The organism is Rathayibacter sp. AY1C9 (genome assembly GCF_002932315.1).
Lineage (GTDB): Bacteria > Actinomycetota > Actinomycetes > Actinomycetales > Microbacteriaceae > Rathayibacter.
Window position 1 is genome coordinate 35433 of record NZ_PSVZ01000010.1, and the last position, 26916, is coordinate 62348.

Here is a 26916-nt window from a genome sequence, read left to right on the forward strand (position 1 = left end):
AGGGTGGAGGAGCGGCCGCCCACCGCGGCCCGGAAGGGACACACATGGACGGGACGACGCCCCCCGGCATTCCCCAGGACGGCACGGACACCGAGAGCCCCGCCGCGCGCACCGCCGCCGACGGCACCGCTGCCGAGCACACCGACTCCGCGCTCACCGACTCCGCGCTCACCGACTCCGCGACCCCCGCGTGGGCCGCCCCCGAGGCCTCCGGCCGCCACGGCGAGGTCGCCCTGCGGATCCGCGGCCTCCGCAAGCGCTTCGGCGACAAGGAGGCCGTGAAGGACATCGACCTCGACGTCCCCGCCGGGTCCTTCTTCGGGCTCGTCGGCCCCAACGGCGCGGGCAAGACGACGACCCTCTCGATGGCCACGGCCCTGCTCCGCCCCGACAGCGGCGTCGTCACGATCCACGAGGTCGACGTCTGGAAGGACACCCTCGAGGCGAAGCGGCTGATCGGCGTCCTCGCCGACGGCGTCAAGCTGTTCGACCGCCTCACCGGTCTCCAGCTCGTCACCTACTACGGCCTGCTCTGCGGGCTCGAGCGCTCCGTCGTCGTCGAGCGGACCGACGACCTCCTCGCCCTGCTCGGCCTCGATCCGGCCGACCGCACGCTCGTTGTGGACTACTCCGCGGGCATGACCAAGAAGATCGCGCTCGCCTGCGCGCTCGTGCGCGCCCCGCGCCTCCTGGTGCTCGACGAGCCGTTCGAGTCGGTCGACCCGGTCTCGGCGGCGAACATCCGCGACATCCTGACCGGCTTCGTCGCGTCGGGCGGCACGGTCATCGTCTCGTCCCACTCCATGGACCTCGTCGAGCGGATGTGCGACCGCGTCGCCGTCATCGCCGACGGCCGCGTGCTCGCCTCCGGCACCCTCGAGGAGGTCCGCGCCGGGTCCAGCCTCGAGGAGCGCTTCGTCGAGCTGGTCGGCGGCCGCACCCACCAGGAGGGACCGGCATGGTTGCGCATCTCCTGAGGCTGCGGCTGCTCCTGCTCCGCAACTCGCTGACGCGGAACGTGTGGCAGCTGATCGGCGTGATCCTCGGCGGTCTCTACGCGATCGCGGTGCTCGGCCTGGTCGCGGCCGGCCTGGTCGCGCTCGGAGGCACGGACCCGGCGTTCGCGAACGTCGCGATCGTCCTCGGCGGCTCCGCTCTGATCCTCGGCTGGGTGCTCGGGCCGATCTTCCTGTCCGGCTCCGACCAGAGCCTCGACCTGCCCACCCTCGCGACCTTCCCGATCCCGCTGCGGACCCTCCTCCTCGGGCTCGCCGCCGCGGGCCTCGCGGGCATCCCCGGCGTGGTGACCACGCTCGGCGCACTCGCCTCCGCCGCCGCCTGGTGGAGCCGTCCGATCGGCATCCTGCCCGGCCTCGTCGCCGCGGTGATCGGCGTCGCGACCTGCGTGGTCGCGTCCCGCCTGATCGGCGCGCTCACCACGGGCCTGGGCTCGAGCCGCCGCTACCGCGAGGTGATCGGCGGCGTCGTGCTCGTCGTCGTCATCCTGCTCGGACCGCTCTTCTTCGGCCTGACGAACGTGATCCGCGACGGCCTGGACGTCCTGCCCGTGATCGCGGGCGCCCTCGGCTGGTCGCCGCTCGGCGCGATCTGGGCCGTCCCCGGATCCGTCGTCGCGGGCGACTGGGTCGCGGCGATTGCGCGCCTGCTGATCGGGCTCGCGACGCTGGCCGTCCTCGTCTGGGCGTGGGCCCGGGCGCTGCGGCACGCGCTCGCGGAGCCCGCCGCGTCCGGCGCGCACTCCGCCTCCGGATCCGCGGGCCTCGGCCTGTTCGGGCGCTTCCCCGGCACCCCGACCGGCGCCGTCGCCGCGCGTGCCCTCGGCTACTGGTGGCGCGACCCGCGCTACAGCCGCGGGCTCCTCGTCATCCCCGCCGTCGTCGTCCTCGCGGTCTTCTACTCCGCGATCGGCAGCGGGGGCGACACCTTCGTGCTGCTCTCGGCCGTGCTCGTCGGCCTGATCTTCGGCGTGACCCTCTGCGCCGACGTGTCGTACGACGGCACCGCCTGGGCGGCGCACGTCAGCTCCGGAGTGACGGGGTCGGCCGACCGCGCCGGTCGCGTCGTCGCCGCCGCGATCATCGGCGTCCCTGCGGTGGTCGCCGTGGCGGTGGGCACCGCGCTGTACGCGGGACGCGCCGACGCGATCCCGGCCGTGCTGGGCATGGCGCTGGCCCTCGTTCTCAGCGGGTTCGGAGTGTCGAGCGTCGCCTCGTCGCTCGTCGTCTACCCCGTGCCCGGGCCGGGGGACAGCCCGCTGAAGACGCCGCCGGGCTCCGGGATGATCTCGAGCGTCGTGATGCTGGGGAGCATGGCCGCGACCGGTCTGCTGGCGCTCCCGTCGATCGTCCTCGGCGCGATCTCGCTCATCGGCGGCGACCCGGCCTTCGGCCTGATCGGACTGGCGGCCGCCCTCGTGCTGGGCACCGTCTTCGCGCTGGTGGGCATCCGCGTCGGCGGTCGGATCGTCGACCGCCGAGCGCCGGAGCTGTTCGCCGCCCTCGTGACGATCGGCTGACGCGGGTGGCGGGGCGCGGGTGGGCGGTGCCCGCCCGCTGCCCGTCTCCGCCCCGCTCCCCGCCCCCGCGAGTGCGCGGAAGTCGTCGCACTCGAGCTCGAGTGCGACGACTCCTGCGCACTCGCGGGAGCCGACGAGGACCGCGCGCGCCCGCGAGTGGCCGCGCGCCTGCGAAGGCCCGCACACAGGAGCCGCGGCAGAATGTGGACATGCGCAGCCTCGAAGTCCTCCTCGATCCGGAGTCGGAGGCTCGCGTCCGCAGCCAGTGGGAGGCGCTCGAGGCGGCCGGCGTCCCGAGCCTCGCACTGCACACGTCCGCCAGCAACCGCCCGCACCTCACCCTTATCGCCGGGCCCGAGCTGACCGCCCCGGAGCCGGGCGCGCTCGGTCCGCTGCCGGCGACGGCCGACCTCGGTGCCGTCCTCCTCTTCCCGCACGCCGGGCGCTTCGTCCTCGCCTGGGGAGTGGTCCGCTCGCCCGCCCTCGACGCGCTGCACGGCCGTGCCACGCGCCTCGTGCCGGGCGGCGTCGACACCTCGCTGCCGGACGCCTGGACGCCGCACATCAGCGTCTCTCGCCGCCTCCGCGCCGAGCAGCTCGGCGACGCCGTCCCCCTCCTCGGCGAGCCGTTCACCGTCGGCCTCGCGGGCGTCCGCTTCTGGGACGGCGACACCCGCACCCTCACCGACCTCTGAGCCGGGCGCCGCAGAAGACCCCCGACCTCCCCGCAGCCGCCTCCCCAGCTCCCTCCCTGCGGCCCTTCTCCACAGTTCCCCGGACCCCCGGGGCGGCGTCGGAGGCGGCGGGTAGAGTTCCCCGGGTGACAGAGCCCACCGCGACAGCCCTCCCCGCCCCGCCGCTCGCCGACCCCTCGGCGGAGTCCCGCGGCGGCGTCCGGAGCGACGCGGCGAGCGGCGCCCCGGGATCCGGATCCTCCGAGGCGCAGGCGATCCTCGAGAAGGTCTTCGGCTACGGCTCCTTCCGCGGCGAGCAGCAGGCCATCGTCGAGCAGGTCATCGGAGGCGGCGACGCCGTCGTCCTGATGCCCACCGGCGGCGGCAAGTCGCTCTGCTACCAGATCCCCGCCATCGTGCGCCCCGGCACCGGCGTGGTCGTGTCCCCGCTCATCGCGCTGATGCAGGACCAGGTCGACGCCCTCCGCGCGAACGGCGTCCGCGCCGAGTTCCTCAACTCCACCCAGGACGCGGGCGAGCGCAGCCGCGTCGAGCGCGCCTACCTCGACGGCGAGCTCGACCTGCTCTACGTCGCCCCGGAGCGCCTGGGCAACGAGGGCATGAAGCAGTTCCTCGCCCGCGGCCGGATCGCCCTCTTCGCGATCGACGAGGCCCACTGCGTCAGCCAGTGGGGCCACGACTTCCGCCCCGACTACCTCGCACTGGGCGAGCTCGCCGAGCGCTGGCCCGACGTCCCGCGCATCGCCCTCACCGCGACCGCCACCGAGGCGACGCACCGCGAGATCACCTCGCGCCTGCACCTCGGCGCCGCCCGCCACTTCGTCTCGAGCTTCGACCGCCCGAACATCCAGTACCGGATCGTCAACAAGGTCGAGCCGCGCAAGCAGCTGATCGACTTCCTGCGGCGCGAGCACGCGCACGACGCGGGCATCGTCTACGCCCTCTCCCGCAAGAGCGTCGAGGCGACGGCCGAGGCGCTGCGCTCGGCGGGCTTCGACGCCGTCGCGTACCACGCGGGCCTCGACTCGCGGGTGCGCGCCGCCGCCCAGTCGCGGTTCCTCCGCGAGGAGGGCGTCATCGTCTGCGCGACCATCGCCTTCGGCATGGGGATCGACAAGCCGGACGTGCGGTTCGTCGCGCACATCGACCTGCCCAAGTCGGTCGAGGGCTACTACCAGGAGACGGGTCGCGCCGGCCGCGACGGACTGCCGTCCACCGCCTGGCTCGCCTACGGCCTGCAGGACGTGGTGCAGCAGCGCCGGATGATCGACGAGTCGCCGGGAGACCTGGCGCACCGTCGGCGGATGTCCGCGCACCTGGACGCGATGCTCGCGCTCTCCGAGACGGTCCAGTGCCGCCGGGTGAACCTGCTCGCCTACTTCGGCCAGGAGAGCACCGCCTGCGGCAACTGCGACACCTGCCTCGAGCCGCCCGCCTCCTGGGACGGCACCGTCGCGGCGCAGAAGTTCCTGTCGACGGTCGTCCGCCTCAAGCGGGAGCGCAACCAGCAGTTCGGCGCCGGACACATCATCGACGTCCTCCGCGGCAAGACCACGCCGCGCACCACTCAGCACCAGCACGACGGCCTGGCCACCTGGGGCATCGGCGCCGAGCTCAGCGACACCCAGTGGCGCGGAGTCGCCCGCCAGCTCCTCGCGCAGGGCCTGCTCGGCGTGAACGACGACGGCTTCGGCACTCTCGTGCTCACGCACGCGTCCGGCTCCGTCCTCAGCGGCGAGCGGAAGGTCGAGCTGCGGCAGGAGCCGGAGAAGCCGGCCCGCTCCAGCGGATCCTCCCGCTCCGGGCGGTCCACCGTCGCCGAGCTGTCGGGCGAGGCTCAGCCGCTGTTCGAGCGGCTCCGGGAGTGGCGCGCCGCGCAGGCCCGCGCGCAGGCGGTCCCGGCCTACATCGTCTTCAACGACGCGACCCTCCGCGAGATCGCGACCGCCGAGCCGGCGACGATGGACGCGCTCAGCATCATCGGCGGCGTCGGCCAGAAGAAGCTGCTCACCTACGGCGAGGCCGTTCTCGCCGTCGTCGCGGGGGAGAGCCCCGAGATCGCCGTCCCGGAACCCGGTGAGGAGGCTCCCGCTCCCCGCCGCGCGCCGGCCGCCCGTGGCGGGTCGTCCCGCTCGCAAGGGGCGAAGCCCTCGTTCGGCCGCGAGTCGTCCGGTCCGCCGGTGTCCGCCGCTCAGCCGCCGGAGGACGACTGGGTGCCGCCGGACGAGCCCGACTGGGAGCCCGGCTGGGACAGCTACTGATCCGTCGCTGAGGCGCGCGGTTCACCACCCGCGACGGAGGCGGGCGCCGGCGCGGGCGATCGTGTTCCGGGCTCCGCGTCGACGATCGTGCCCACCTCGTCACCGACGCGAGCGTCCTCGGTCCGAGGCGCCGGCGAGCGCCCTCAGCCGTTCGCGCCCGTCGACGCCATCCACCCGCCGAGCAGCGTGCAGCAGAACGACACCGCGAGGCCCGCCACCGGCACCCAGAACGCGATGCGCCGCCGCACCAGCAGCACGATCGAGACGACCAGCGCCGCGAGGAACGGCACCCACACTCCTCCCGCGGCGAGGACCATCCCGCCCTCGATCAGGCCGATGTCGCAGGCGTTCGATCCGCCGCACGAGTCGCTGGCCATCGCGAAGAACAGCCCGAAGAACGACAGCAGCAGCGTCACCGCGGAGGCCACGAGGATCAGCACGATCGTCAGCACCAGGTCCCAGACGCGGACCGGGCGCCGATGCGGCACCCCGGATCCCGGCGCGGCCGGAGGCGCGGGAGGCGCGGCCGCGACGTCCACGGGCGGCGCACCCGGAGTCCGGGGAGGCGCTGCCGCGACGTCCGCGGGCGGCCCGGCCGCCGGGTGTCGGGCGGGCGGAGGGGGAGGCAGCGGCGGCTCGCTCATGCCGAGAGACTAGCGAGGCGGCCTCCGGTGCGGCGTCCCTCCTCCGCAGAAGCAGCCCGTAGGGACAGCCCGTTCAGCACCCGGACGAGCCGCCCCCTTCTCCGCTCCCGTCGCAGGGACAGCCCGTCCTGCGCACGAGCCGCGCGCCCCGCCCCCGCCTGGTCGGTTCCGACAACGCGCTTCCGCCTCCGCCCGGCGCTGTTTGTGCCCGGGCGACGGAACGTTTCCGCCGCGCCGCCGCGCGACCTACCGTGCGGGGACCGCCTCCGCTGCCGCGCCCGTCGGCGCACGACGCACCGGGAGCGGCCCGAACCGCAGACGGTCGAAGGGACACGAACACCATGGTCAGCACCGCTCCCCACCCCCGCTCCGCCGCCGACGCCGCCGACCGGGCGGCCACCGGGCGCACGCGGGCCCGGCGCTCCCGCTCGGGCTCCATCGCGCCCACGCCGCCGGTGGACTCCCTCGGCTCCGAGGTCGACGCGCGCCTGGACGAGGACGGCGCCCCCGCCGTCGACGTCGCCGCCCTCGGCGAGACCCTGCTCGGCGCCTGGCGCGAGCAGCGCCTCGCCAGCCGCGCCCTGACCGCCCGCCCCGAGCTGCACCGCACCGACGGCCTCCCGATGAAGGAGCACCGCCTCCGCGTCTCGGAGCAGATGCGCGTGCTCGCGGCCGAGGGCGGCGTGCACCGCGCCTTCCCGGTCGACCTCGGCGGCGAGGCCGACCACGGCGGCAACATCGCCGGCTTCGAGGAGCTGGTCACCGCCGACCCCTCGCTGCAGATCAAGTCCGGCGTGCAGTGGGGGCTCTTCGGCGCCGCGGTCCTGCACCTGGGCACGCGCCCGCACCACGAGAAGTGGCTGCCGGGGATCATGAGCCTCGAGATCCCGGGCGCCTTCGCGATGACCGAGACCGGGCACGGCTCCGACGTCGCGTCGATCGCCACGACCGCCACCTACGAGGACGGCGAGTTCGTGCTGCGGACGCCGTTCCGCGCGGCCTGGAAGGACTACCTCGGCAACGCGGCGGTGGACGGGCGCGCGGCGGTCGTCTTCGCGCAGCTGGTCACCCTCGGCGTGAACCACGGCGTCCACGCCTTCTTCGTCCCGATCCGCGACGAGCAGGGCGCGTTCCTGCCCGGCATCGGCGGGGAGGACGACGGCCTCAAGGGCGGTCTGAACGGGATCGACAACGGCCGCCTCCACTTCGACGGGGTCCGCGTCCCGCGCGAGAACCTGCTGAACCGCTACGGCGACGTGGCCGCCGACGGCACCTACTCCTCGCCGATCGCGAGCCCGGGCCGCCGCTTCTTCACCATGCTCGGCACGCTGGTGCAGGGCCGCGTCTCGCTCGACGGAGCCTCGGTCGCCGCGGCGAAGATCGCGCTGACGGTCGCCGTCACCTACGGCGACCAGCGCCGCCAGTTCACCGGCGGCGGCGAGCGGGAGGAGGTGCTGCTCGACTACCAGCGGCACCAGCGCCGCCTCCTGCCGCGCCTGGCCACCACCTACGCCGCCGCCTTCGCGCACGAGAAGCTGCTGACGGCGTTCGACGAGGTCTTCTCCGGCGCGAACGACACCGAGCAGTCGCGGCAGGACCTCGAGACCCTCGCCGCGGGGCTGAAGGCGCTCTCGACCTGGCACGCTCTCGACACGCTGCAGGAGGCGCGCGAGGCCTGCGGAGGCGCGGGCTTCCTCGCGGAGAACCGGCTCACGCAGCTGCGCGCCGACCTCGACGTGTACGCGACCTTCGAGGGCGACAACACCGTGCTCCTCCAGCTGGTCGCCAAGCGCCTGCTGACCGACGTCGGACGCCGCTTCAAGGGCGCCCAGCCCGCGGAGCTGGCGCGGTACGCCGCCTCGCAGGTCGCGGGGGCGACCGTCGACAACTCGGGTCTGCGCCGTCTGGCCCAGGTCGTCGCCGATCGCGGATCGACGGCCCGCTCGGTCGGCCAGCTGCGGGAGGACCAGCGCGAGCTGCTCACCGGCCGCGTCGAGAGCATGGTCGCGGGGATCGCCTCACGGCTGCGCCCGGCGTCGAAGCTGCCCTCCGACGAGGCGGCCCGCCTGTTCAACGCGCACCAGAGCGAGCTCATCGAGGCGGCGCGCGCCCACGCCGAGCTGCTGCAGTGGGAGGCGTTCACGGAGGCGCTCGCCGGCGTGGAGGACGCGGGCACGCGCACCGTCCTCACCTGGCTCCGCGATCTCTTCGGCCTGGGCCTGATCGAGAAGCACCTCGACTGGTACCTCATCCACGGGCGCCTGTCGTCGCAGCGAGCGGTCGCGGTGACGTCCTACATCGACCGCCTGCTCGCCCGCATCCGCCCGCACGCCGCCGACCTGGTCGCGTCGTTCGGCTACGGGCCCGAGCACGTGCGCGCGGCGATCGCGACCGGCGCCGAGGCGGAGCGCCAGGAGGAGGCGCACGCCTGGTACGAGGCCGCCCGCGCCTCCGGCACCCTCCCCACTCCGGAGAAGCGCCGCTGAGCCCCTCCTCGAGATGCCGCTCCGGTACGCGACACGTCGCGCGAGGCGCACCGGAGTGGCATCCCGTGGCGACAGGACGGGGAGGGGCGCGTCAGGACGCGAGGAACGCCAGCGCCTGGTCGCGCTCGGCGCGCAGCTCGAGCACGGACTCGTCGATCCGCGCGCGGGAGTGCGCGTCGATCTCGAGTCCCTCGACGATCCGCCACTCGCCGTCGACGGAGCGGACCGGGAACGAGGAGATCAGCCCCTCCTCCACCCCGTAGGAGCCGTCCGACTCGACGGCGGCCGAGGTCCACGACGTGCCGTCGACCCAGTCGCGCACGTGGTCGATCGCGGCGGAGGCGGCGGACGCGGCCGAGGAGGCTCCGCGGACCTCGATGATCTCGGCGCCGCGCTTGGCGACCCGCGGCTCGAACTCCGTGTGCAGCCACTCCGCGTCGACCAGCTCGGGCACCGGCCGTCCGCCGACGGTGGCGTGCGTCGCGTCGGGGTACTGCGAGGCGGAGTGGTTGCCCCAGATCGCGACGCCCTCGATCGCGTCGACGGGGGCGTCGAGCTTCGCGGCGAGCTGCGCGACCGCCCGGTTGTGGTCGAGGCGCGTCATCGCGGTGAAGCGGCCGGCGGGGATGTCCGGGGCGCTGCGCCGCGCGATCCAGGCGTTGGTGTTGGCCGGGTTGCCGACGACCAGCACGCGGATGTCGGAGGCGGCGTGCGCGTTCAACGCGGCGCCCTGGGGCCCGAAGATGCCCGCGTTCGCGGCGAGCAGGTCGGCGCGCTCCATGCCCGCGCTGCGCGGCCGGGCGCCCACGAGGAGGGCGACGCTCGCGCCGTCGAACGCCGCGGCCGGGTCGTCCGTCGCCTCGATCCCGCGGAGGAGGGGGAAGGCGCCGTCCTGCAGCTCGAGCGCCGTGCCCGCGGCCGCGCGGAGGCCGGAGGGGATCTCGAGCAGGTTCAGGCGGACGGGGACGTCCGGCCCGAGGAGCTGACCCGAGGCGATGCGGAAAAGGAGCGCGTAGCCGATGGCGCCTCCCGCTCCCGTGACCGTGACCGTGACCGGAGTGCGCTGCTGGTTCATGCGCCGAGCGTATTCCCGCCGGCTGGGGGAGGGGGAGGAGTCAGCCGGACGGCGGGCCCTCGGCGGGAGGCGCCGTCGACCCGCGGAGCACGAGCTTGTTGCGCAGCCGCACGTGCTGCTCGGCCACGCTCCCGCCGTCGATCAGCGTCAGGAGCGCCCGGGCGGCCGCGCGCCCCACGCGGTGCAGCGGCTGCCTCACCGTCGTGAGCGCGGGGACCACCCGGGAGGCGTCGGGCACGTCGTCGTAGCCCACGACCGAAAGCTGCCCCGGCACCGAGAGGCCCAGCGCCCGGGCCGCCTCGATCACGGCGATGGCGGAGGCGTCGTTCGCGGCGAGGACCGCCGTCGGGCGGTCGGGCAGCAGCAGCAGCTCGTGGGCGGCGGCGAGGGAGGGGTCGTGCCGGTAGTAGCCGACCCGCACGAGCGCGGGGTCGTAGGGGAGGCCGGCGTCCGCGAGTGCCCGCTGGTAGCCCGCGCCGCGCCGGTGCGACGACTCCAGGTCGGGGCGGCCCGCGACGAAGCCGATGCGGCGGTGGCCGAGCCCGATCAGGTGGCTCGTCGCCAGCTGCGCTCCGCCGAAGTCGTCGGTCGCCACCGAATGCAGCTCGGTCTGCGCGGTCAGCGGATCCACGACGACGAGCGGCAGGTCCGACGAGGGGATCACGCCGGAGGGAGTCACCAGGATCGCTCCCGCTACGTGCGCCTCGGTGAGGCGCCGCAGGGACTCCTGCTCCCAGCCCGCCCGGCCCCGGCGGCTCGCCCCGCTGCCGGCGAGGAGGTCGAACCGGGTCCCCCGGAGCGCCGTCGCCACTCCCTGCAGCACCTCCGTGCCGAACGGCTCGAAGTCGCCCAGGAGCACGCCGATGACGCCCGAGCGCTCCGCGCACTCCGTCGTCACGACCTCCTGCTCGGCCTCCGCCGTCGCCGCCCCTGCGGACATCCTCGTCCCCTCCCGCCGTCCCCGCCCGGCCGCGGCGGAACGCGGTGATCGCCTCGCTGCGCTGCTCCGGACGGTTGAGAACACGTCCTTGCAATCGGGAATGTTCCCGGTAACATTGCCCGCAAGACTAGCTGAGGGAAAGCTCAGCAGTCGAGAGAGACGAGTGTCGGGCAGCCTTTCTCCCCTCAGTGCTGAGGGGGTCGAGAGCTGGAGCTCGCGTGGCCACGCTGTGGAAGCCGCCGCGCACGAGCCGTCCGCCGCTCTCCGCGCGTCCTGCGCTCCAGGCGCGGCCGAACGCCCCTCGGGCTGCGCCGCGCTCCGTCCTCTCGCGGCCTCGGGCCGCGCCACCACTCCGCGCCGTCCGGCGCTCGACCTGATCGGCGACGATGCCGATCGAGTGAGGAACACCATGTCCACGCGACGCACCCCCCGACCCCTCTGGCTCGTCCGCTCGGGCGCCGCTCTCGCCGGCTGCCTGCTCCTGTCCGGCGTCGCCGCCGCGGCCGCGGCCGCCGACACCGAGTACGGCTCCGACGACGTCGACGTGAACGTCAGCATCGAGGAGCTGGAGCAGCCCGGCGCCCTCTCGATGTCGATCGACGGCACCTCCGCCACGCTCGCCGAGGAGGGCTCCACCCCGACCGTGCGCGCCTTCACGGGGCAGCTGCCCGACGTGACCGTGACGGACACCCGGACCGTCGACGAGATCCCGGCCGGAGCCGGCTGGTACGTCCTCGGCTCGGCGAGCGCCTTCACCGGCGACGCGGACCAGGAGGACATCTCCTCCGACCACCTCGGCTGGACGCCGGTCCTCGTGGACGGCGGCGAGTCGGGCCTCGTGTCCGAGGGCGACCCGGTCGACACGATCCTCGACGAGGGCGCCGACGCCGTGGGCCTGTTCGACCAGGAGCTGCTCGCGCTGTCGCTCGACTCGCAGGAGACCGCGACGGACGGGTCCTGGACCGTGTCCGCGGGCCTCACCCTGAAGACCGAGGCCGACGTCGCCCCCGGCGACTACTCCTCCGTCCTGACGCTGTCGCTGTTCGAATGACCCCGATGCGCGCAGTCGCCTCCACGGCGATCGGCGCCCTCCTCGCGGCGGGCCTGCTCGCCTCCGGCGCGGCTCCGGCGACCGCGGCCGGCGCGTGGTCGCCGAAGGCCTCCTACACGTCGACGGACCGCGGCGACGGCACCTACTCCGTGCCGCTGCTGAACGCCGACGTGCCCGACGTCAGCGTCGAGCGCGTGCCCGCGTCCGAGAACGACGAGGGCCGCGACATCTACTACATGATCAGCACCACGATGCACCTCAGCCCGGGCGCCCCGATCATGAAGTCCTACGACCTCGTCAACTGGGAGATCGTCAACTACGTCTTCGACCGGCTCGAGATCGGCGACCGCTTCTCGCTCCGCAACGGGCAGAACTCCTACGGCAACGGCCAGTGGGCCTCGTCGCTGCGGTACCACGACGGCCGCTACTACGCGGTCTTCAACACCAACAACCTCGGCGGCTCCTACCTCTACTCGACCGACGACATCGAGGACGGAGCCTGGACCCGCACGGCACTCGGCCGCGCCTTCCACGACCCGTCGCTCTTCTTCGACGACGCGGACGGCGGCACGCCGTACATCTTCTACGGCTCCGGATCCACCAGCGCCGTGAAGCTGAGCGAGGACCTGACGACCGTCGTCGCCGAGTACCCGAACATCCTCCGCACCTCGGACTACCCGGGAGCCGGCTACCTCGGCGGCCTGTTCGAGGGCGCGCAGGTGCAGTACATCGACGGGCAGTACTACATCGTCATCATCACCTGGCCCTCGGGCCAGGGCCGCCAGGTGGCGCTGTTCCGCTCGTCCGAGCTGCTGGGCCGCTACGCGACCGCCGACGGCAGCAACCCCTACGAGGGCAAGGGCGTGCTGAACTCCAGCGGGTTCGCCCAGGGGAGCCTCGTGCCGATCGCGAAGGAGGACGGCTCGACCGCCTGGCACGGCATGTTCTTCCGCGACAGCTTCCCGACCGGCCGCATCCCCGGGCTCATTCCGGCGACGTGGAAGGACGGCTGGCCGACGTTCGGGACGAACGGCTCGGTGCCGGTGGGCGGGAGCTTCCCGAAGCCGATCCGCCTCAGCCCCGAGGAGGAGCTGTTCGAGCGGCAGAAGAGCATCGTCGTCTCGGACGACTTCGACAACGACGCCCCGGCGAAGGCCTACCAGGACGAGTCGTGGACGATCCCGCCCGCGCCCGCCTACGACGCGTCGCTGCTCGGCGTGCAGCTGCTCCAGAACCCGGGAGCGGAGTCGGGGACGGCGCCGTGGGCAGGCCAGTTCGGCGCGACGCTGTCGGCCGACACGACCGACCCGGCGTCCGGCACCGCCGCGCTCCGCGTGGGCACCCGCACGCTCAAGGGCTCCGGCCCGAGCCAGGTGCTGGCGAACAAGCTGCAGCGCGGCGTGACCTACACCGTGTCCGCGAAGGTGAAGTACACGACCGGCCCCGCGTCGGTCCGCTTCAACCTCTGCGCCGACTTCGGCGCGGGACCCGTGACGATGGCCTCCGCCGCCGTCACGCAGGGGCAGTGGACGACGATCACGGGGACCTACACGGTGCCCGAGACCGCGAACGTCGGCAGCGTGAAGTTCGCCGTCGAGACGCCGTGGGGCAATCCGCAGCCGGCGTCCTCGAGCACCGAGTACCTGCTCGACGACGTCTCGCTCGTCGGCGCCGCTCCCACCCTCGAGCGCCCGACGGCCGCCGAGATCGAGCCGAACGGCTCGACCCTCGCCCTCCCCTGGCAGTGGAACCACGCCCCCGACAACCGCTACTGGTCGCTGACCGAGCGCGAGGGCTGGCTCCGCCTCACCAACGGGAAGGTGCTCAGCGGAACGGCCGCGCACACGCGTCTCTCGGGCTCGCCCGAGATGACGTACCTGGAGGAGGCGCGCAACACGCTCTCCCAGCGCATCGTGGCTCCGAAGCAGTCGGCGGAGGCGGCGTTCGACGTCTCCGGGATGAAGGACGGCGACGTCGCCGGCCTCGCGGCCTACAACCGCGGCTTCTCCTACGTCGCGGTCAAGCGCGTGGACGGCGTCACCACCGTCGGCGTCGTGAACCGCAGCCAGCCGTTCGCGACCACGTTCGACCAGGCGGCCGTGGAGTCCTTCCTCCCCGGCACCACCGCCGCCCTCGGCGACGCCTCGCAGGTGCGCCTGAAGGCCGACCTCGAGCTCTCGGCCCCGGCCGGACAGCTCTGGACGACCTTCTCGTACAGCCTCGACGGGACGAGCTGGACGAAGCTCGGCAGCCGCGTCGGCCCGCAGACCCTCGACGGTCAGCTCACGCACTTCATGGGCCACCGCCTCGGGCTGTTCAGCTACGCGACGAAGACCGCCGGCGGCCACGTCGACGTCGACGAGTTCCTCCTGAGCGACACCCTCTCCTCGGAGGGGAAGGCGCTCGACCGCTCGCAGCTCGACGCGGCCGTCGCTCACGCGGCGACGCTCCGCTCCGACGACTACCCGGCCGACGCCTGGTCCGACCTCCAGTCGGTCCTCGCGAAGGCGCAGGCGGTCGGCACCGCGGGAACGCAGAACCAGATCGACGCCCCGGAGCGCGCGCTCAGCTACCAGCTGGCCCGCCTCGGGACGCTGAAGGAGGCGTCGCTCGATGTGACCGCCGCCGCCGCGACCCGCTGCATCGCGGGGAAGGTCGTCGTGACCGTGCGGGCGACCAACGCCGACGACGTGCCCGTCGCCCTCCGGATGGAGAGCGCCTCCGGCACGAAGACGGTCGCCGCGCTCGCACCCGGCGCCACGACGAGCCACGCCTTCACCACGCGGGCGGCCTCGGTCCCCGCCGCCGAGGTGGTCGTGACCGCGACCGCCACCCTCGACGGCGAGCCGGTGACGACCACGGTGAGAGCGCCCCACCCGGCCGCGTCCTGCGGCTGAGCACTCCGGGGGCGGCCCGCGCGGCCGCCCCCGCCCCCGAACGCGTCAGCGGCACCCGTCGCCGACGATCTCCTGCACGACACGATCAAGGAGGATCCGTGAGATCACCACAACGAGAAGCCGCTCCGAAGGGGCGGTTGCGGCTGAGGCTGCTGGCCACGGCCGCGCTGACCGCGCTCCTGGTGGCCCCCTTCGCCGCCCAGACCTCGTCCGCCGCTGAGGCGGAGCTCATCGTCAACGGCGGCTTCGAGAGCGGCATCAGCAGCTGGTTCGTCAACAACGGCAACGCCGCCGACGCCGGCACCATCGCGACGACCACGGATGCGCGCACCGGCACCGCCGCAGCGCTCGTCACCGGCCGCACGACCACCGGCGCGGGCGCCATGCAGGACCTCAGCGGCAAGGTCGTCGCCGGCCAGACCTACCAGGTCAAGGCGCAGATCAAGTACGAGAACGCCGCGAGCCCCGCGACCAAGCAGTTCTTCGCCACCATGCACTACGGCGGAGGCACCTACACGAACCTCGCAAGCGTCACCGCCACGAAGGGGCAGTGGGCGACGATCAACGGATCGTTCACCATCCCCGCCGGGCAGAGCGTCGCGACCGCGCGCCTCTTCTTCGAGACGCCGTGGACCGCGACTCCCTCGGCCGCGCCCGAGACGCACCTCATGGACTACAAGCTCGACGACGTCTCGCTGGTCGGAGCGGCGCCGCCCGCGCCCGCCTCGCGCACCATCGAGGTCGTGGGCAAGATCCCGGGCGACCACAACCCGCTCATGGGCTGGAAGTTCGGCGCCGACGGCTTCGGCTTCGTCGAGAACGGCCGCGTGTACATGTACATGACGAACGACACCCAGGGCTACGCTCCGAACCCCGCCACGGGCGTCTCGGCGGGCATCGACTACGGCAAGATCAACCAGATCACCGTGATCTCCTCGGACGACCTCGTCAACTGGACCGACCACGGCGAGATCCAGGTCGCCGGCTCCACCGGAGTCGCGCCCTACACCGGCAACTCGTGGGCTCCCGGCATGGCGAAGAAGACCGTGAACGGCGTCGACAAGTACTTCCTCTACTACGCCAACGGCGGCGGCTCCAGCAACGTGATCACCGGCGACTCGCCGGTGGGTCCGTGGACCAGCCAGCGCACCTCCACGCTCATCAACGCGTCCACCCCGGGCGCCGAGGCGGTCGCGTGGAAGTTCGACCCGGCACCGCTCGTCGACGACGACGGCCAGGGCTACCTGTTCTTCGGAGGCGGACCCGCCTCGACCGCGCTCCCCGCGGCCGAGCGCTTCAACAACCCGAAGAACATCCGCGTGATCGAGCTCGGCGACGACATGATCTCGACCCAGGGCACTTCCGCCGTCGTGGACGCGCCCGTCGCGTTCGAGGCGGCCCAGGTGTTCAAGCGCCAGGACAAGTACTACCTCTCGTACTCGTCCCACTTCGGCGGCAACGACTTCGGCGGCAACCAGACCCGCGAGCCCGGCTACCCGGGCGGCGGCGAGATCGGCTACATGATCTCGGACGACCCGATGTCCTGGCCCAAGGAGAACTACGCCGGCGTGATGTTCCCGAACCAGAGCCGCTTCTTCGGAGCCGGCACCGGCGGCAACAACCACCAGTCGGTCTTCGAGCTGGGCGGCAAGTACTACTTCACCTACCACGCGCCGACGCTCAACAAGCGGATCAACGGCGACACCACCCAGGGGTACCGCAGCCCGCACATCCAGGAGCTGCAGTTCAACGCCGACGGCACGGTGCAGCAGGTGGTCGGCGACTACAAGGGCGTCGACCAGGTGAAGGACTTCGATCCGTACCGCACCTTCCCGGCCGAGACCATCGGCTGGAGCAAGGGCATCGCGACGGCGCCGCTCGGCACCCCCGCCGCGGGCGCGACCCAGAACCTCGTGCTGAAGGACCTCGACAACGGCGACTGGACCGCGCTGTCGGCCGTCGACTTCGGGGACACCGGAGCCGCGACGTTCACCGCGAAGGCCAAGGCGCTGCAGGCCGGCGGCACCGTCACCGTCCGCCTCGACTCCGAGACCGGGCCCGTCGCGGGCACCGTCGCGGTGAACGGGACGACCGGTGAGTGGACCGACGTCAGCGCAGCGCTGACCGGAGCGACCGGAGTGCACGACGTGTTCTTCAGCTACTCCGGACCCTCCGGCGACCTGTTCGAGCTCGACACCTTCGCCTTCACCGAGGGCGAGGCGGCTCCGGCACTCGACATCACGGCGAGCGCGGCGACCCGCTGCATCGCGGGCAAGGCGATCGTCACCGTCCAGGCGAGCAACGGCTCCGACGTCCCCGTCGGCGTGACCTTCACGTCGACGTCCGGCACGAAGTCGTTCACCTCGGTGGCGCCCGGCAAGACCGTGTCGCACGCCTTCACCACCCGTCAGGCGAACCTGCCCGCCGGTGCGGTGACCGTCGAGGCCACGGCCACGATGAACGGCGCCCCCGTCGAGACGGAGGTGAGCGCTCCGTACGCGGCGCGCCCGTGCTCGTAGCGCACGGCTGAACCACCGGGGAGCGCCCCCGGCCCTGCGGGGCCGGGGGCGCTCCTGCGCGTGCGGGGGAGATCTCGATACGCCTCCGGGGCTGCTCGATCAGCATGTTCGCCGTACTGCTGGTCGAGCAGCGGCGCCTCGAGACCCCAGCTCGGTCAGCGGGCGTCGGCCAGGCGCATCGTTCCGCCGGCCTGGGCGGCGAAGGCGCGGGCGGTCGCCGCGATGGTGCGCTGCATGACCCGCGCCGCGGCGGTCGGCGCGAGGTCCGCCGGGCGCGCGAGGCTGATCGTCCGGGTCAGCGTGGGCTTCTCGAGCGTCGGCTCCTCGATGCGGATCGAGCGCAGCCCCGGGCGCCCCTGCAGCACCATCGCCGGGACGACCGCGACGCCGAGGCCCCGCTCGGCGAAGCGCAGAACCGCGTCCATCTCGGCGCCCTCCAGCACCACGTCCGGCTCCAGGCCCGCGGCGGCGAACGCGGCGTCGGTAGTGCGGCGCAGGTCGTAGCTGGAGTTGAAGACGATCTGCGGGAGGCGGGCGACCGCCGCCAGGTCGAGCGCGCCGGTCGCGGCGAGGGGAGGCTCTGCGGCGGAGGAGACCACGACGAGCTCCTCGACGAGCAGCGGGGTCACCGTGAAGGCGCCGGGAGCGGCCGCGGTCGAGGTCGTCACCAGCGCCAGGTCGAGCTCGCCCCGGGCCAGCCGGTCGAAGAGGCTCCGCGACCCGTCCTCGGCGAGGTGCAGCTCCACGGCGGGATGCACGGAGTGGAAGGCGTGCAGCACCTCCGCGACGAGGCTGATGCAGAGCGTCGGCGTCGCGCCGAACCGCACCCGGCCGCGCTCGAGCCCGGCCAGCTCGGCCAGCTCGCGGCGCACCGATCCGGCGTCGGCGAGCATGCGCCGGGCGAGCGGCAGCAGCAGCTCGCCGGCCGGTGTGAGGGTGCTGCCGGAGCGCGCCCGGTGGAAGAGCTCGGAGCCGAGGTCCTGCTCCAGCGCGGCGATCCGGCGGCTCAGGGAGGGCTGCGCGAGGTGCAGCTCCTCGGCGGCGCGGGTGAAGCTGCCGAGGCGGGCGACCTCGACGAATCCGGTGAGCTGCTCGAGATCCACATGCATACCCTATGCGCATGGCCGTGCCCAGCATTATGCATTGGAGTAATCGAAGTGCCGTGCCTAGCGTGGAGGCATGACCACTTCAGAGACCACCGCACCGGAGCGCCGGATCTCCACCTCCGTCCTCGTCATCGGCACCGGCGGATCGGGCCTGCGCGCCGCGATCGAGCTCGCCGAGGCGGGCGTCGACGTCCTCGCGCTCGGCAAGCGCTCGAAGTCGGACGCGCACACCTCCCTCGCCGCCGGCGGCATCAACGCCGCCCTCGCCACGATGGACCCCGACGACAGCTGGCAGCAGCACGCGGCCGACACCATCACCGAGTCCTACCAGCTCGCCAACCCGCACACGGTCGAGATCGTCACCTCCAACGCCGCCCGCGGCATCCAGGACCTCGAGCGCTACGGCATGCCGTTCGCCCGCGAGGACGACGGCCGCATCTCGCAGCGCTTCTTCGGCGCGCACACCTACCGCCGGACCGCCTTCGCGGGCGACTACACCGGCCTCGAGATCCAGCGCACGCTCGTCAACCGGGCCGCCCAGCTCGAGATCCCGATCCTGGACACCGTGTACGTCACGCGCATCCTCGTCAACGAGGACGGAGCAGTGTTCGGCGCCTACGGCTTCGACCTCGTCGACGGCACCCGCTACCTGATCCACGCGGATGCGGTGATCCTCGCCGCGGGCGGGCACAACCGCATCTGGCGCCGCACCTCCTCCCGCCGCGACGAGAACACGGGCGACTCGTTCCGCCTGGCCGTCGAGGCCGGCGGCCGCCTGCGCGACCCCGAGCTCGTCCAGTTCCACCCGTCGGGCATCATCGAGCCCGAGAACGCGGCGGGCACGCTGATCTCCGAGGCCGCGCGCGGCGAGGGCGGCATCCTCCGCAACGGCCTCGGCGAGCGCTTCATGGGCAAGTACGACGCCGAGCGCCTCGAGCTCTCGACCCGCGACCGCGTCGCCCTCGCCTGCTACACCGAGATCAAGGAGGGTCGCGGCACGCCGAACGGCGGGGTCTGGCTCGACGTCTCGCACCTGCCGCGCGAGACGATCATGACCCGGCTGCCGCGGGTGTACCAGACGATGCTCGAGCTGCAGATGCTCGACATCACGAAGGACCCGATCGAGATCGCGCCCACGGCGCACTACTCGATGGGCGGGGTCTGGGTGCGCTCGGACGACCACAGCACCGACGTCCCCGGGCTCTACGCGATCGGAGAGGCCTCCAGTGGACTGCACGGCGCCAACCGCCTCGGCGGCAACTCGCTGATCGAGCTGCTGGTGTTCGGCCGCATCGTCGGGCAGGCGGCGGCGGAGTACTCCGCCTCACTGACCGCCCAGACGCGCTCGGCCGCGTCCGTCCAGGTCGCCCGCGACGAGATCGCCGGCCTGCTCGCGGCCGACGGCACCGAGAACGTCCGCGCCCTGCAGCGCGCGATCCGCAACACGATGACCGAGCACGCCGGAGTCGTCCGCGACGAGGAGGGCCTGCTCGCCGGGCTCGCCGAGCTGGACGCGATCGAGGCGCGCATCGCCGACATCGGCGTGCACCCGGACATCGCCGGCTTCCAGGACCTCGCCCACGCCTTCGACCTCAAGTCGGCCGCGATGGCCGCGCGGGCCACCCTCGAGGCCGCCCTCGAGCGCCGGGAGAGCCGCGGCTGCCACAACCGCAGCGACTACCCGGACATCGACCCGGCACTCCAGGTGAACCTCGTCTGGTCGCCCTCCACGGGGATCACCCGCGAGGAGATCCCCGCGGTGCCGGAGGAGATCCAGGCGCTGATCAGCGGCGAGGTCGCCACCGCGGGCAAGCTGCTCGAGTAGCAGGAACCGCGAGGGCACGACGCCGGCTCCCTTCCGAGGGGCCGGCGTCGTGCTGTGCGCGGCGCTCGCCGTCCTGATCGTCACCGCTGACCCGCCGGCGCCGCGCCGGTCCACGGTGAAGCCGCGGAGCATCCGTCGAGGAGGAGCGGACGATGCAGCCCGGAGGCCGGCGCCCGCGTCCGCGCGGGAGGCGGCAGCGCATCCCCGCCGGACGCCCGGCACCTCTCGACTCGCCGACGGCGCGGTCCTACAGTGGCTGCGACGACCCTCGACTCCCGCCGCGGGACCGACGGCGCCGTCGCGAGCGGAGGGAAGCCGTGTCCTCGACCGCCCCCGTGCCCGGAGCCGACGCCGACACCTCGACGAGGCTCCGCGACTTCCACCAGATCCTCCTCAACACCGCCGTCGCGAACGTGACGACGAGCTTCCTCTGGTTCGCGCTCACGTTCTGGGTGTACCTCGAGACGCGCTCCGTCCTGGCGACCGGGATCATCGGCGGCGCCTACATGCTGCTCGTCGCGGTCTTCGCGATGGCCTTCGGCACGATCGTGGACCGGCACCGCAAGTTCCGCGTCATGGTGTTCGCCGGCGCGGTCACGCTGGTGTCCTTCGGCGTCGCAGGCGGTCTCTTCCTCGCGCTGCCCGAGGCGGCGCTCCTGGACTTCCGCGCCCCGTGGTTCTGGGTGTTCTCGGGCACGATCCTCTTCGGCGCCGTCATCGAGAACATGCGCAACATCGCCCTGTCCACGACGGTGACCCTGCTGGTCCCGGTGGAGGGGCACGCCCGCGCGAACGGCCTCGTCGGCACGGTCCAGGGCCTCGCCTTCGTGGTGACGAGCGTCTTCAGCGGGCTCGCCATCGGCCTGCTCGGCATGGGGTGGACGCTGGTGATCGCGATCGGCCTCTCCGCCGCCGCGCTCCTGCACCTCCTCTTCCTGCGCATCCCGGAGGACCGGCCCGCACCGACGGGGGAGAGGGCGCCGCTGATCGATCTCCGCGGCAGCATCACCGCGGTGCGGGCGGCGACCGGGCTGTTCGCGCTCATCGTCTTCTCGACGTTCAACAACCTGATCGGCGGCGTCTACATGGCGCTGATGGACCCGTACGGCCTCGAGCTGTTCCCGGTCGAGCTGTGGGGCGTGGTGCTCGGAGTGACGGCGACCGGTTTCGTCATCGGCGGTCTGCTCGTCGCGAGGTTCGGTCTCGGGAGGAACCCGATCCGGACGATGCTGCTGCTCGTGATGGCGATGGGCCTGATCGGCGCGGTCTTCACCCTCCGCGACTGGTGGTGGCTCTACGCCGGCGGCATCTGGATCTACATGACCCTGATCCCGGCGGTCGAGGCCGCCGAGCAGACGGTGATCCAGAAGGTCGTCCCCTTCGAGACCCAGGGGCGCGTCTTCGGCTTCGCGGCGGCGTTCGAGTCGGCCGCCGCTCCGATCACGTCGTTCCTCATCGCCCCGATCGCCGAGTTCGCGCTCATCCCGTACATGGAGTCGCCGGCCGGGCGCTCGGCGTTCGGCGGGCTGCTCGGCGACGGCATCGGCCGGGGGATCGCGCTGGTGTTCCTGGTCGGCGGAGTCGTCATGATCATCGCGGCCGGCGCGGCGATGCTCACCCGCTCCTACCGCGTCATGTCGGCGCAGTACCTGCGGGAGGCCGCGGCGAGCGGGGAGGCGGAGCCCGTCCGCACGGAGGCGCCGGAGACGCACCGGACCGCGCCGAGCACCGTCGAGCAGAACCGCTAGCGCCCGCAGACGCCGCCCGTCATGCGCCTCCGGGGGGTCCGGCGGACCGGACGGCGCGGACACGAGGGGGACGTGCCGGACGCCCCCTCCCCAGGGTGCGGCGTCCGGCACGTCGGCTGCGACCACCCGGTCGAGGGGCCCTCCTCGACTCCCGAGCGCTCCGCTGCCCCGCGCCTCCGGAGGGAGACATCGGGGCATGCGGCGCCGGCGGGGGGGGGAGGGCTCTGGTTCCCCGCCCCGCCGGCGCCGGCCGCCCGCGAGGGGCGGCGAGGATGCTCGTTCGGGCGTGCCTCGAGTGACGGCTACATGCCGTCACTGAGCATGGACTGCACCAGCTTCACGTGGCGCTCGAGGTTCAGCTGGCTGAACTCGCTGTTGTAGTTGAGGCCGTAGTTCAAGATGTGACCCGGGGTGCACTGGATTGTCGCGTCCGGTCCGTCCCAGGTGCGCAGCAGTGCCAGGGCCGAGTCCCAGCTGCTGTTCTCGCAGTTCGTGTTGAAGGTGGTCGACGTGCCCAAGCCCACGGTGTGCGAGATCTCGTGCATGGCGGTGCCCTCCACCATGTAGACGCGCTCCTTGCCGAAGCGGATCTGGCCGTAGATGTTCGCATCGGCCGTCGGGGTTCCGGGGCTGTACGAGACGGTCAGGGAGCGGGAGATGTTGCTGAGGCGGTTGTAGCGCGCCACGGCGCGGTCCATCGCGTCGGTGATGCGGGCGTAGGCGTCGGCCTCGTCCGCGGTCGGGCTCGCGACGCGGTTCAGCGTCCAGGTGATCTTCTGCACGGTCGGATCGGTCAGTGCCCAGCGCTGGGCCTTGGAGCCGGTGCAGGTCCACTGCTGAATGGGGGAGCCGTCGAGCTGGCGGAAGTCCTTGTTGTCGAGGCAGAGGTCGCTGTGCCGATTGGCGATCTCGGCGTAGCCTCCGCCGACGGAGGTGATCCGCCACTGCTGGGCGGTGCTGCCGTTGCAGCTCCACTGCCGCACCTCCGAGCCCGGGGTGGTGCCGAAGTCGAAGTTGTCGAGGCAGAGGTTGCTGAAGGTGTTCTTGATCTCGGCGTAGCCTGTGCCGAGGTCGGTGACCTGCCAGCGCTGGTTGCTCCCCTCGGTGCAGCTCCACTGCCGCACCTCGGCTCCGGGCTGAGTGCCGAAGTCGAAGTCGTCGAGACACATGCTGCTGTGCTGGTTGCGGATCTCCTGCGCCGATCCGAGGCCGACCGGGGCGGTGGCTGCAGAGGCGGGCGAGCTGATGCCGAAGGTCGTGATGCCGACGACGGCCGCGATCAGGCCGCCGATCAGGCGCTTGGAGGGGTGGGACTTCGTTGTCCGGGACATGGGTGCCTTTCACAGACATCCGGCGTCCCCGAAGGGACGCGGGTGAGGGTCGCAGGAAGGAGCCGTGTCCGAAGGGGTCGGAGCACGGCAGAGGATGCGCCGGAGCGACCGGGATGGTGATCCGGTCGTCCCGCCGCGGGACGCGTCAGCGCCGACGCTCCGAGTGGGATGGGAAGCTGATCACGACCTGCATGTTGACGTGGACAACCATCGACCGGTCGCGGAGCCGGTGTCAAGTGCCGGTCTCGAGCGGATCCGATCCGAGCCCCGCCGGGCGAGGGTGATCCGTCCACGCGGATCCCCGTGCTCGCAGGGAGAGAGCGCTCACACCCGCCGTCGCTGCGGCATCGCCCGGGAATCCGCCATTGTTACCGTTAACAAAAGTCGGTACGGTGTCACCTGAAGTGGGCAAGCGCGTCCTCGCGCCTCGCGTCCCACTCCGACCGGTTCGAAGGCGAACCTGAGAGGAACGTCGATGATGACGACAGCACCACCCTCCCGCCGCACCCTCCCGCCGCAGGCCCACGCCCGGCCCCGATGACTGTCGGCCCGGCCGACACCTTCCACGCGGTGACCGCGGTCGGCGCCCGCAGCGCGCGACGTCTCGTCCTCGCACCCACGTCGACCTCCGCCTCCCGATCACGGGTCGCCAGGCCCGCGTCCCGGGCCGCCTTCCGGCGATTCCCTCCCCGCCAGACGGACGCCGGACTCACCACTCCGCCGGCCGATCGCGCGGGCTCCGTCCTCCCCCTCCGACCCCTCACCTGAAGGACCCCCCATGTCACGAACCCCCCGGCAGGAGCGCACCCGGCGCTCACGCCTCCCCCGAGCGGGCGCCGCGCTGACGCTCGCCATCGCCTGCCTCGGCGGCGTACTCGGACCGATCGGCGCCGCCGGCGCCGCAGAGACCGTCCCCGCTCCCGCGCTGCAGTACTCGTTCGACGGCATCGGCGCGACGCTCGCCAATGGAGCCGTCGTCGCCGACTCCGCTCCGGGCAACCACCCCGGCACCCTGATCAACTCCGGCGCGACCAGCGTCGCGGGTCCCTCCGGCGCCTCCACCGACCGCGCTCTCTCGCTCCCGGGCGGATCGAGCACGTCGGCCGCGCCGCACGTCCGGATCGCCCCGGGCCTGATCCCCGCCGGCACGCAGGACGTCACGATGTCCGCCTGGCTGCGCTGGAGCGGTGCTCCGGACTGCACCTGGCCCTTCACGCTCGGCTCCAGCGTCGACTCCCACGTCCTCTCCACCACGAAGTGCGGACCGGCCGGCTTCGGCGCGATCAAGAGCGGCTCCGAGGTGCGGGCCGCAGGCAACACTCCGGTCGCCGCGAACCGCTGGGTGCACATGGCGGTCGTCGTCAAGGGCGGCCAGTCGGTCTCGACCTACTTCGACGGAGCTCTCGTCGGCCAGGGCAGCACGACCTTCACCGCCGCGTCCGCGATCGGCACGTCCACGTTCTCCGGCTTCCTCGGCAAATCGTTCTACGGCGCGGACGCCTACTGGGCCGGTGCCATCGACGACATGCAGGTCTGGACCTCCGCGCTCACCGCCGGCCAGGTGCAGCAGAGCGCCGCATCCGTGCACTCGGTTCTCGCGAACCAGGACGCCGCCGTCTCGCTCGGCGACACCTCGAACGTGACCTCGAACCTCGCCCTCCCCACGACCGGCGCCAACGGCTCCACGATCACCTGGACGTCGAGCGCCCCCGGCGTCGTCAGCACCAGCGGCGTCGTCACCCGGCCCGCCGCGGGCAGCCCGGACGCCACCGTCACGCTGACCCCGACCGCCGTCCACGGCGGCATCACCGTCGTCGGCCGTGCCACCACCGTGTTCGTCCCGGCGTACGCCGCCGGTGACAGCGCCGAGGCCGAGCTCGCCCGGGCCGTAGCCGACGGCATCAGCAACGATCCCGCTCTCGCCGGACCGGTGCGCGGCAGCCTGAACCTGCCCTCGACCGGAGCCGACGTCGCCGCCACCGCCGCGCGCGCGAACAGCTCCAGCGCCGTGGTCAGCTGGACCTCGTCGAACGAGGCCGTCATCACCTCCGCCGACAAGGGCACCGCGCCGAACGTCGTCGCCAAGGGCTCGCTCACGCGTCCGTCCACCGACACGACCGTCACCCTCACCGCGACGGTCACGGTGCCCGGCACCACGCCCCTCGTGCGGACGCTCACGCGCACCGTTCCGGCCGCGGCCCCCGTCGCCGCGAGCGACCTCGACGCGTACCTGTTCGCGTACTTCACCGGCGACAGCATCGAGGGCGAGAAGATCCGCTTCGCGACCTCCGACGGCAACGACTCGCTCACGTGGAAGACACTGAACGACGCGCAGCCGATCCTCACCTCGACCCTGGGTACGAAGGGCCTGCGCGACCCGTTCGTCTTCCGCTCGAAGGAGGGCGACCGCTTCTTCCTGATGGCCACCGACCTCTCCGTCGGCACCACCGGCTTCGGCGGATCGACCAACCGCGGCAGCCGCTACCTCGAGATCTGGGAGTCCACGGACCTCGTCAACTGGGGCCAGCAGCGCCACGTCGAGGTCAACCTGCCCAACGCGGGCATGACCTGGGCACCGGAGGCCACCTACGACCCCACCATCGACGCCTACGTCGTCTACTGGACCTCGGCCCTCTTCACCGACAGCACGCGCAACGTCGAGGACGGCAACGGACCGCAGATCCTCACGTCCACCACGCGCGACTTCCGCGACTTCACCACCCCCGAGGTCTGGTTCAAGGCCGCTGACGTCCCCTCGCTCAACAAGAGCAACGGACTGATCGACGCCACGATGCTCAAGGACGGCGACACCTACTACCGCTTCACGAAGGCGACCCAGACCAGCGGCTGCCTCTCGCCCGACATCATCGGACAGAAGTCGACGAACCTCCGCGCCACCACCGCCTCCGGAGCGTGGAGCCTCATCGACACCTGCATCGGCCGCACCGCCGGAACGCCGGAGGTCGAGGGTCCCGAGATCTTCAAGACCAACGAGGGCGACCGGGCGGGGTACAAGTACTTCCTCTGGACCGACAACTACGGCGGACGCGGCTACATCCCGCTCGGCACGAACTCGCTCGAGGGCGACATCCAGTGGACGATCCCCAGCAGCTTCTCGCTGCCGACGTCGCCCCGCCACGGATCCGTCGTCTCCATCACTGCGAAGGAGCGCGACGGGCTCGCCGCGAAGTGGAACCCGTCGCTCCTGGTGACCTCGATCGACGCCGTGGCGCGGACCGTTCAGGCCGGATCGACCACCGTCGACCTGCCCGCCACGGTGGGCGCGACGTTCAAGGACGGCCACCGTGAGACGGTCGCCGTGACGTGGGCGACCGCCGATCTCAGCTCGCTGAAGAAGGCGGGCGACACCGTGCAGGTGCGCGGACAGCTCGCCAACTCGGCAGCGACGCCGGCCATCGCCACCATCACCGCCACGGCTCCTCCCGGACCGTCGCTGACGGCCTCGGCCGCGAGCCGCTGCGTCGCCGGCAAGGTGACGGTCACCGCGACCGGCACCAACACGAGCGGCTCCACGGTCGAGATGACCGTCGGCTCGCAGTGGGGGAGCAGGACCTTCGCCGGGGTCGCTCCCGGCAAGTCCGTGTCCGCCGCCTTCACCACCCGGGCGACCTCGGTCACCGCGGGCGAGGTGAGCGTCGCCTCGAAGGACGCGAACGGCACCAGGACGGCCACCGCGCCGTACTCGGCGCTCACCTGCCGCTAGGCCGGTGACAGGGGAGGGGCGGCGTCCAGCCGCCCCTCCCCTGACCTCCTCCGTTCCGGGGCCTCCGGCCACCGGAGC

At 72.6% G+C, this 26916-nt stretch carries 16 protein-coding genes; 11 read left to right on the forward strand and 5 right to left on the reverse strand.

Annotation, left to right across the window (positions count from 1 at the left end):
• The first annotated feature begins 44 nt into the window (after positions 1-44).
• The 4 genes from C5D09_RS08880 to recQ all read left to right on the forward strand — a co-directional run bounded on the left by C5D09_RS08880 (position 45) and on the right by recQ (position 5492).
• Positions 45-977 (forward strand): ABC transporter ATP-binding protein, encoded by a 933-nt coding sequence (locus tag C5D09_RS08880; protein ID WP_104226041.1) that lies wholly within the window; start codon positions 45-47, stop codon positions 975-977.
• A complete protein-coding gene (locus C5D09_RS08885) occupies positions 959-2536 on the forward strand; it encodes a transporter (protein WP_104262323.1) in 1578 nt (525 codons plus the stop codon). Before C5D09_RS08880 ends, C5D09_RS08885 begins: the two co-directional genes overlap by 19 nt.
• 209 nt (positions 2537-2745) lie before the next feature.
• Positions 2746-3231, forward strand: coding sequence for a 2'-5' RNA ligase family protein (locus C5D09_RS17490; protein ID WP_181127356.1), 486 nt, complete (start codon positions 2746-2748; stop codon positions 3229-3231).
• 125 nt (positions 3232-3356) lie between these two features.
• Entirely contained in the window at positions 3357-5492 is a 2136-nt protein-coding gene (recQ, locus tag C5D09_RS08890) for a DNA helicase RecQ (protein ID WP_181135021.1), read from the forward strand.
• 143 nt (positions 5493-5635) lie between these two features.
• Here the strand turns inward: recQ and C5D09_RS08895 are convergent, their stop codons facing one another.
• Positions 5636-6136 carry a DUF6264 family protein gene (locus C5D09_RS08895; RefSeq protein WP_219813061.1) on the reverse strand — a complete coding sequence of 167 codons (501 nt, stop codon included), beginning with the start codon at positions 6134-6136 and terminating at the stop codon, positions 5636-5638.
• 341 nt (positions 6137-6477) lie between these two features.
• Between C5D09_RS08895 and C5D09_RS08900 the strand changes: the two genes are divergently transcribed.
• Positions 6478-8622 carry an acyl-CoA dehydrogenase gene (locus C5D09_RS08900; protein WP_104269120.1) on the forward strand — a complete coding sequence of 715 codons (2145 nt, stop codon included), beginning with the start codon at positions 6478-6480 and terminating at the stop codon, positions 8620-8622.
• Positions 8623-8713: 91 nt separating this feature from the next.
• Here the strand turns inward: C5D09_RS08900 and C5D09_RS08905 are convergent, their stop codons facing one another.
• Positions 8714-9697, reverse strand: coding sequence for a malate dehydrogenase (locus tag C5D09_RS08905; RefSeq protein WP_104226035.1), 984 nt, complete (start codon positions 9695-9697; stop codon positions 8714-8716).
• A 40-nt stretch (positions 9698-9737) separates the two neighbouring features.
• Positions 9738-10637, reverse strand: coding sequence for a LacI family DNA-binding transcriptional regulator (locus C5D09_RS08910; protein WP_104226034.1), 900 nt, complete (start codon positions 10635-10637; stop codon positions 9738-9740).
• A gap of 409 nt (positions 10638-11046) precedes the next feature.
• Between C5D09_RS08910 and C5D09_RS08915 the strand changes: the two genes are divergently transcribed.
• The 3 genes from C5D09_RS08915 (at position 11047) to C5D09_RS08925 (ending at position 17104) form a co-directional block, all read left to right on the forward strand.
• A complete protein-coding gene (locus C5D09_RS08915; protein ID WP_104233676.1) occupies positions 11047-11688 on the forward strand; it encodes a hypothetical protein in 642 nt (213 codons plus the stop codon).
• Between the two features lie 5 nt (positions 11689-11693).
• Complete coding sequence (locus tag C5D09_RS08920; RefSeq protein ID WP_258066959.1) at positions 11694-14585, forward strand: family 43 glycosylhydrolase; 2892 nt, start codon at positions 11694-11696, stop codon at positions 14583-14585.
• Between the two features lie 98 nt (positions 14586-14683).
• On the forward strand, positions 14684-17104 hold the full coding sequence (locus C5D09_RS08925) for a family 43 glycosylhydrolase (protein ID WP_219812654.1): 2421 nt from the start codon (positions 14684-14686) through the stop codon (positions 17102-17104).
• 155 nt (positions 17105-17259) lie between these two features.
• Here the strand turns inward: C5D09_RS08925 and C5D09_RS08930 are convergent, their stop codons facing one another.
• The gene (locus C5D09_RS08930) at positions 17260-18213 is read right to left on the reverse strand and encodes a LysR family transcriptional regulator (RefSeq protein ID WP_104233660.1); all 954 of its coding nucleotides are present in this window, start codon (positions 18211-18213) and stop codon (positions 17260-17262) included.
• 70 nt (positions 18214-18283) lie between these two features.
• Here C5D09_RS08930 and C5D09_RS08935 point away from each other — a divergent pair, with 70 nt between their 5' ends.
• Positions 18284-20035 carry an L-aspartate oxidase gene (locus tag C5D09_RS08935; RefSeq protein ID WP_104224384.1) on the forward strand — a complete coding sequence of 584 codons (1752 nt, stop codon included), beginning with the start codon at positions 18284-18286 and terminating at the stop codon, positions 20033-20035.
• 317 nt (positions 20036-20352) lie between these two features.
• Positions 20353-21783 (forward strand): MFS transporter, encoded by a 1431-nt coding sequence (locus tag C5D09_RS08940; protein ID WP_374953805.1) that lies wholly within the window; start codon positions 20353-20355, stop codon positions 21781-21783.
• Positions 21784-22085: 302 nt separating this feature from the next.
• Here the strand turns inward: C5D09_RS08940 and C5D09_RS08945 are convergent, their stop codons facing one another.
• Positions 22086-23114, reverse strand: coding sequence for an RICIN domain-containing protein (locus tag C5D09_RS08945; protein ID WP_104269123.1), 1029 nt, complete (start codon positions 23112-23114; stop codon positions 22086-22088).
• Between the two features lie 778 nt (positions 23115-23892).
• Here C5D09_RS08945 and C5D09_RS08950 point away from each other — a divergent pair.
• On the forward strand, positions 23893-26838 hold the full coding sequence (locus tag C5D09_RS08950) for an immunoglobulin-like domain-containing protein (RefSeq protein ID WP_104269124.1): 2946 nt from the start codon (positions 23893-23895) through the stop codon (positions 26836-26838).
• The last annotated feature ends 78 nt before the right edge of the window (positions 26839-26916 follow it).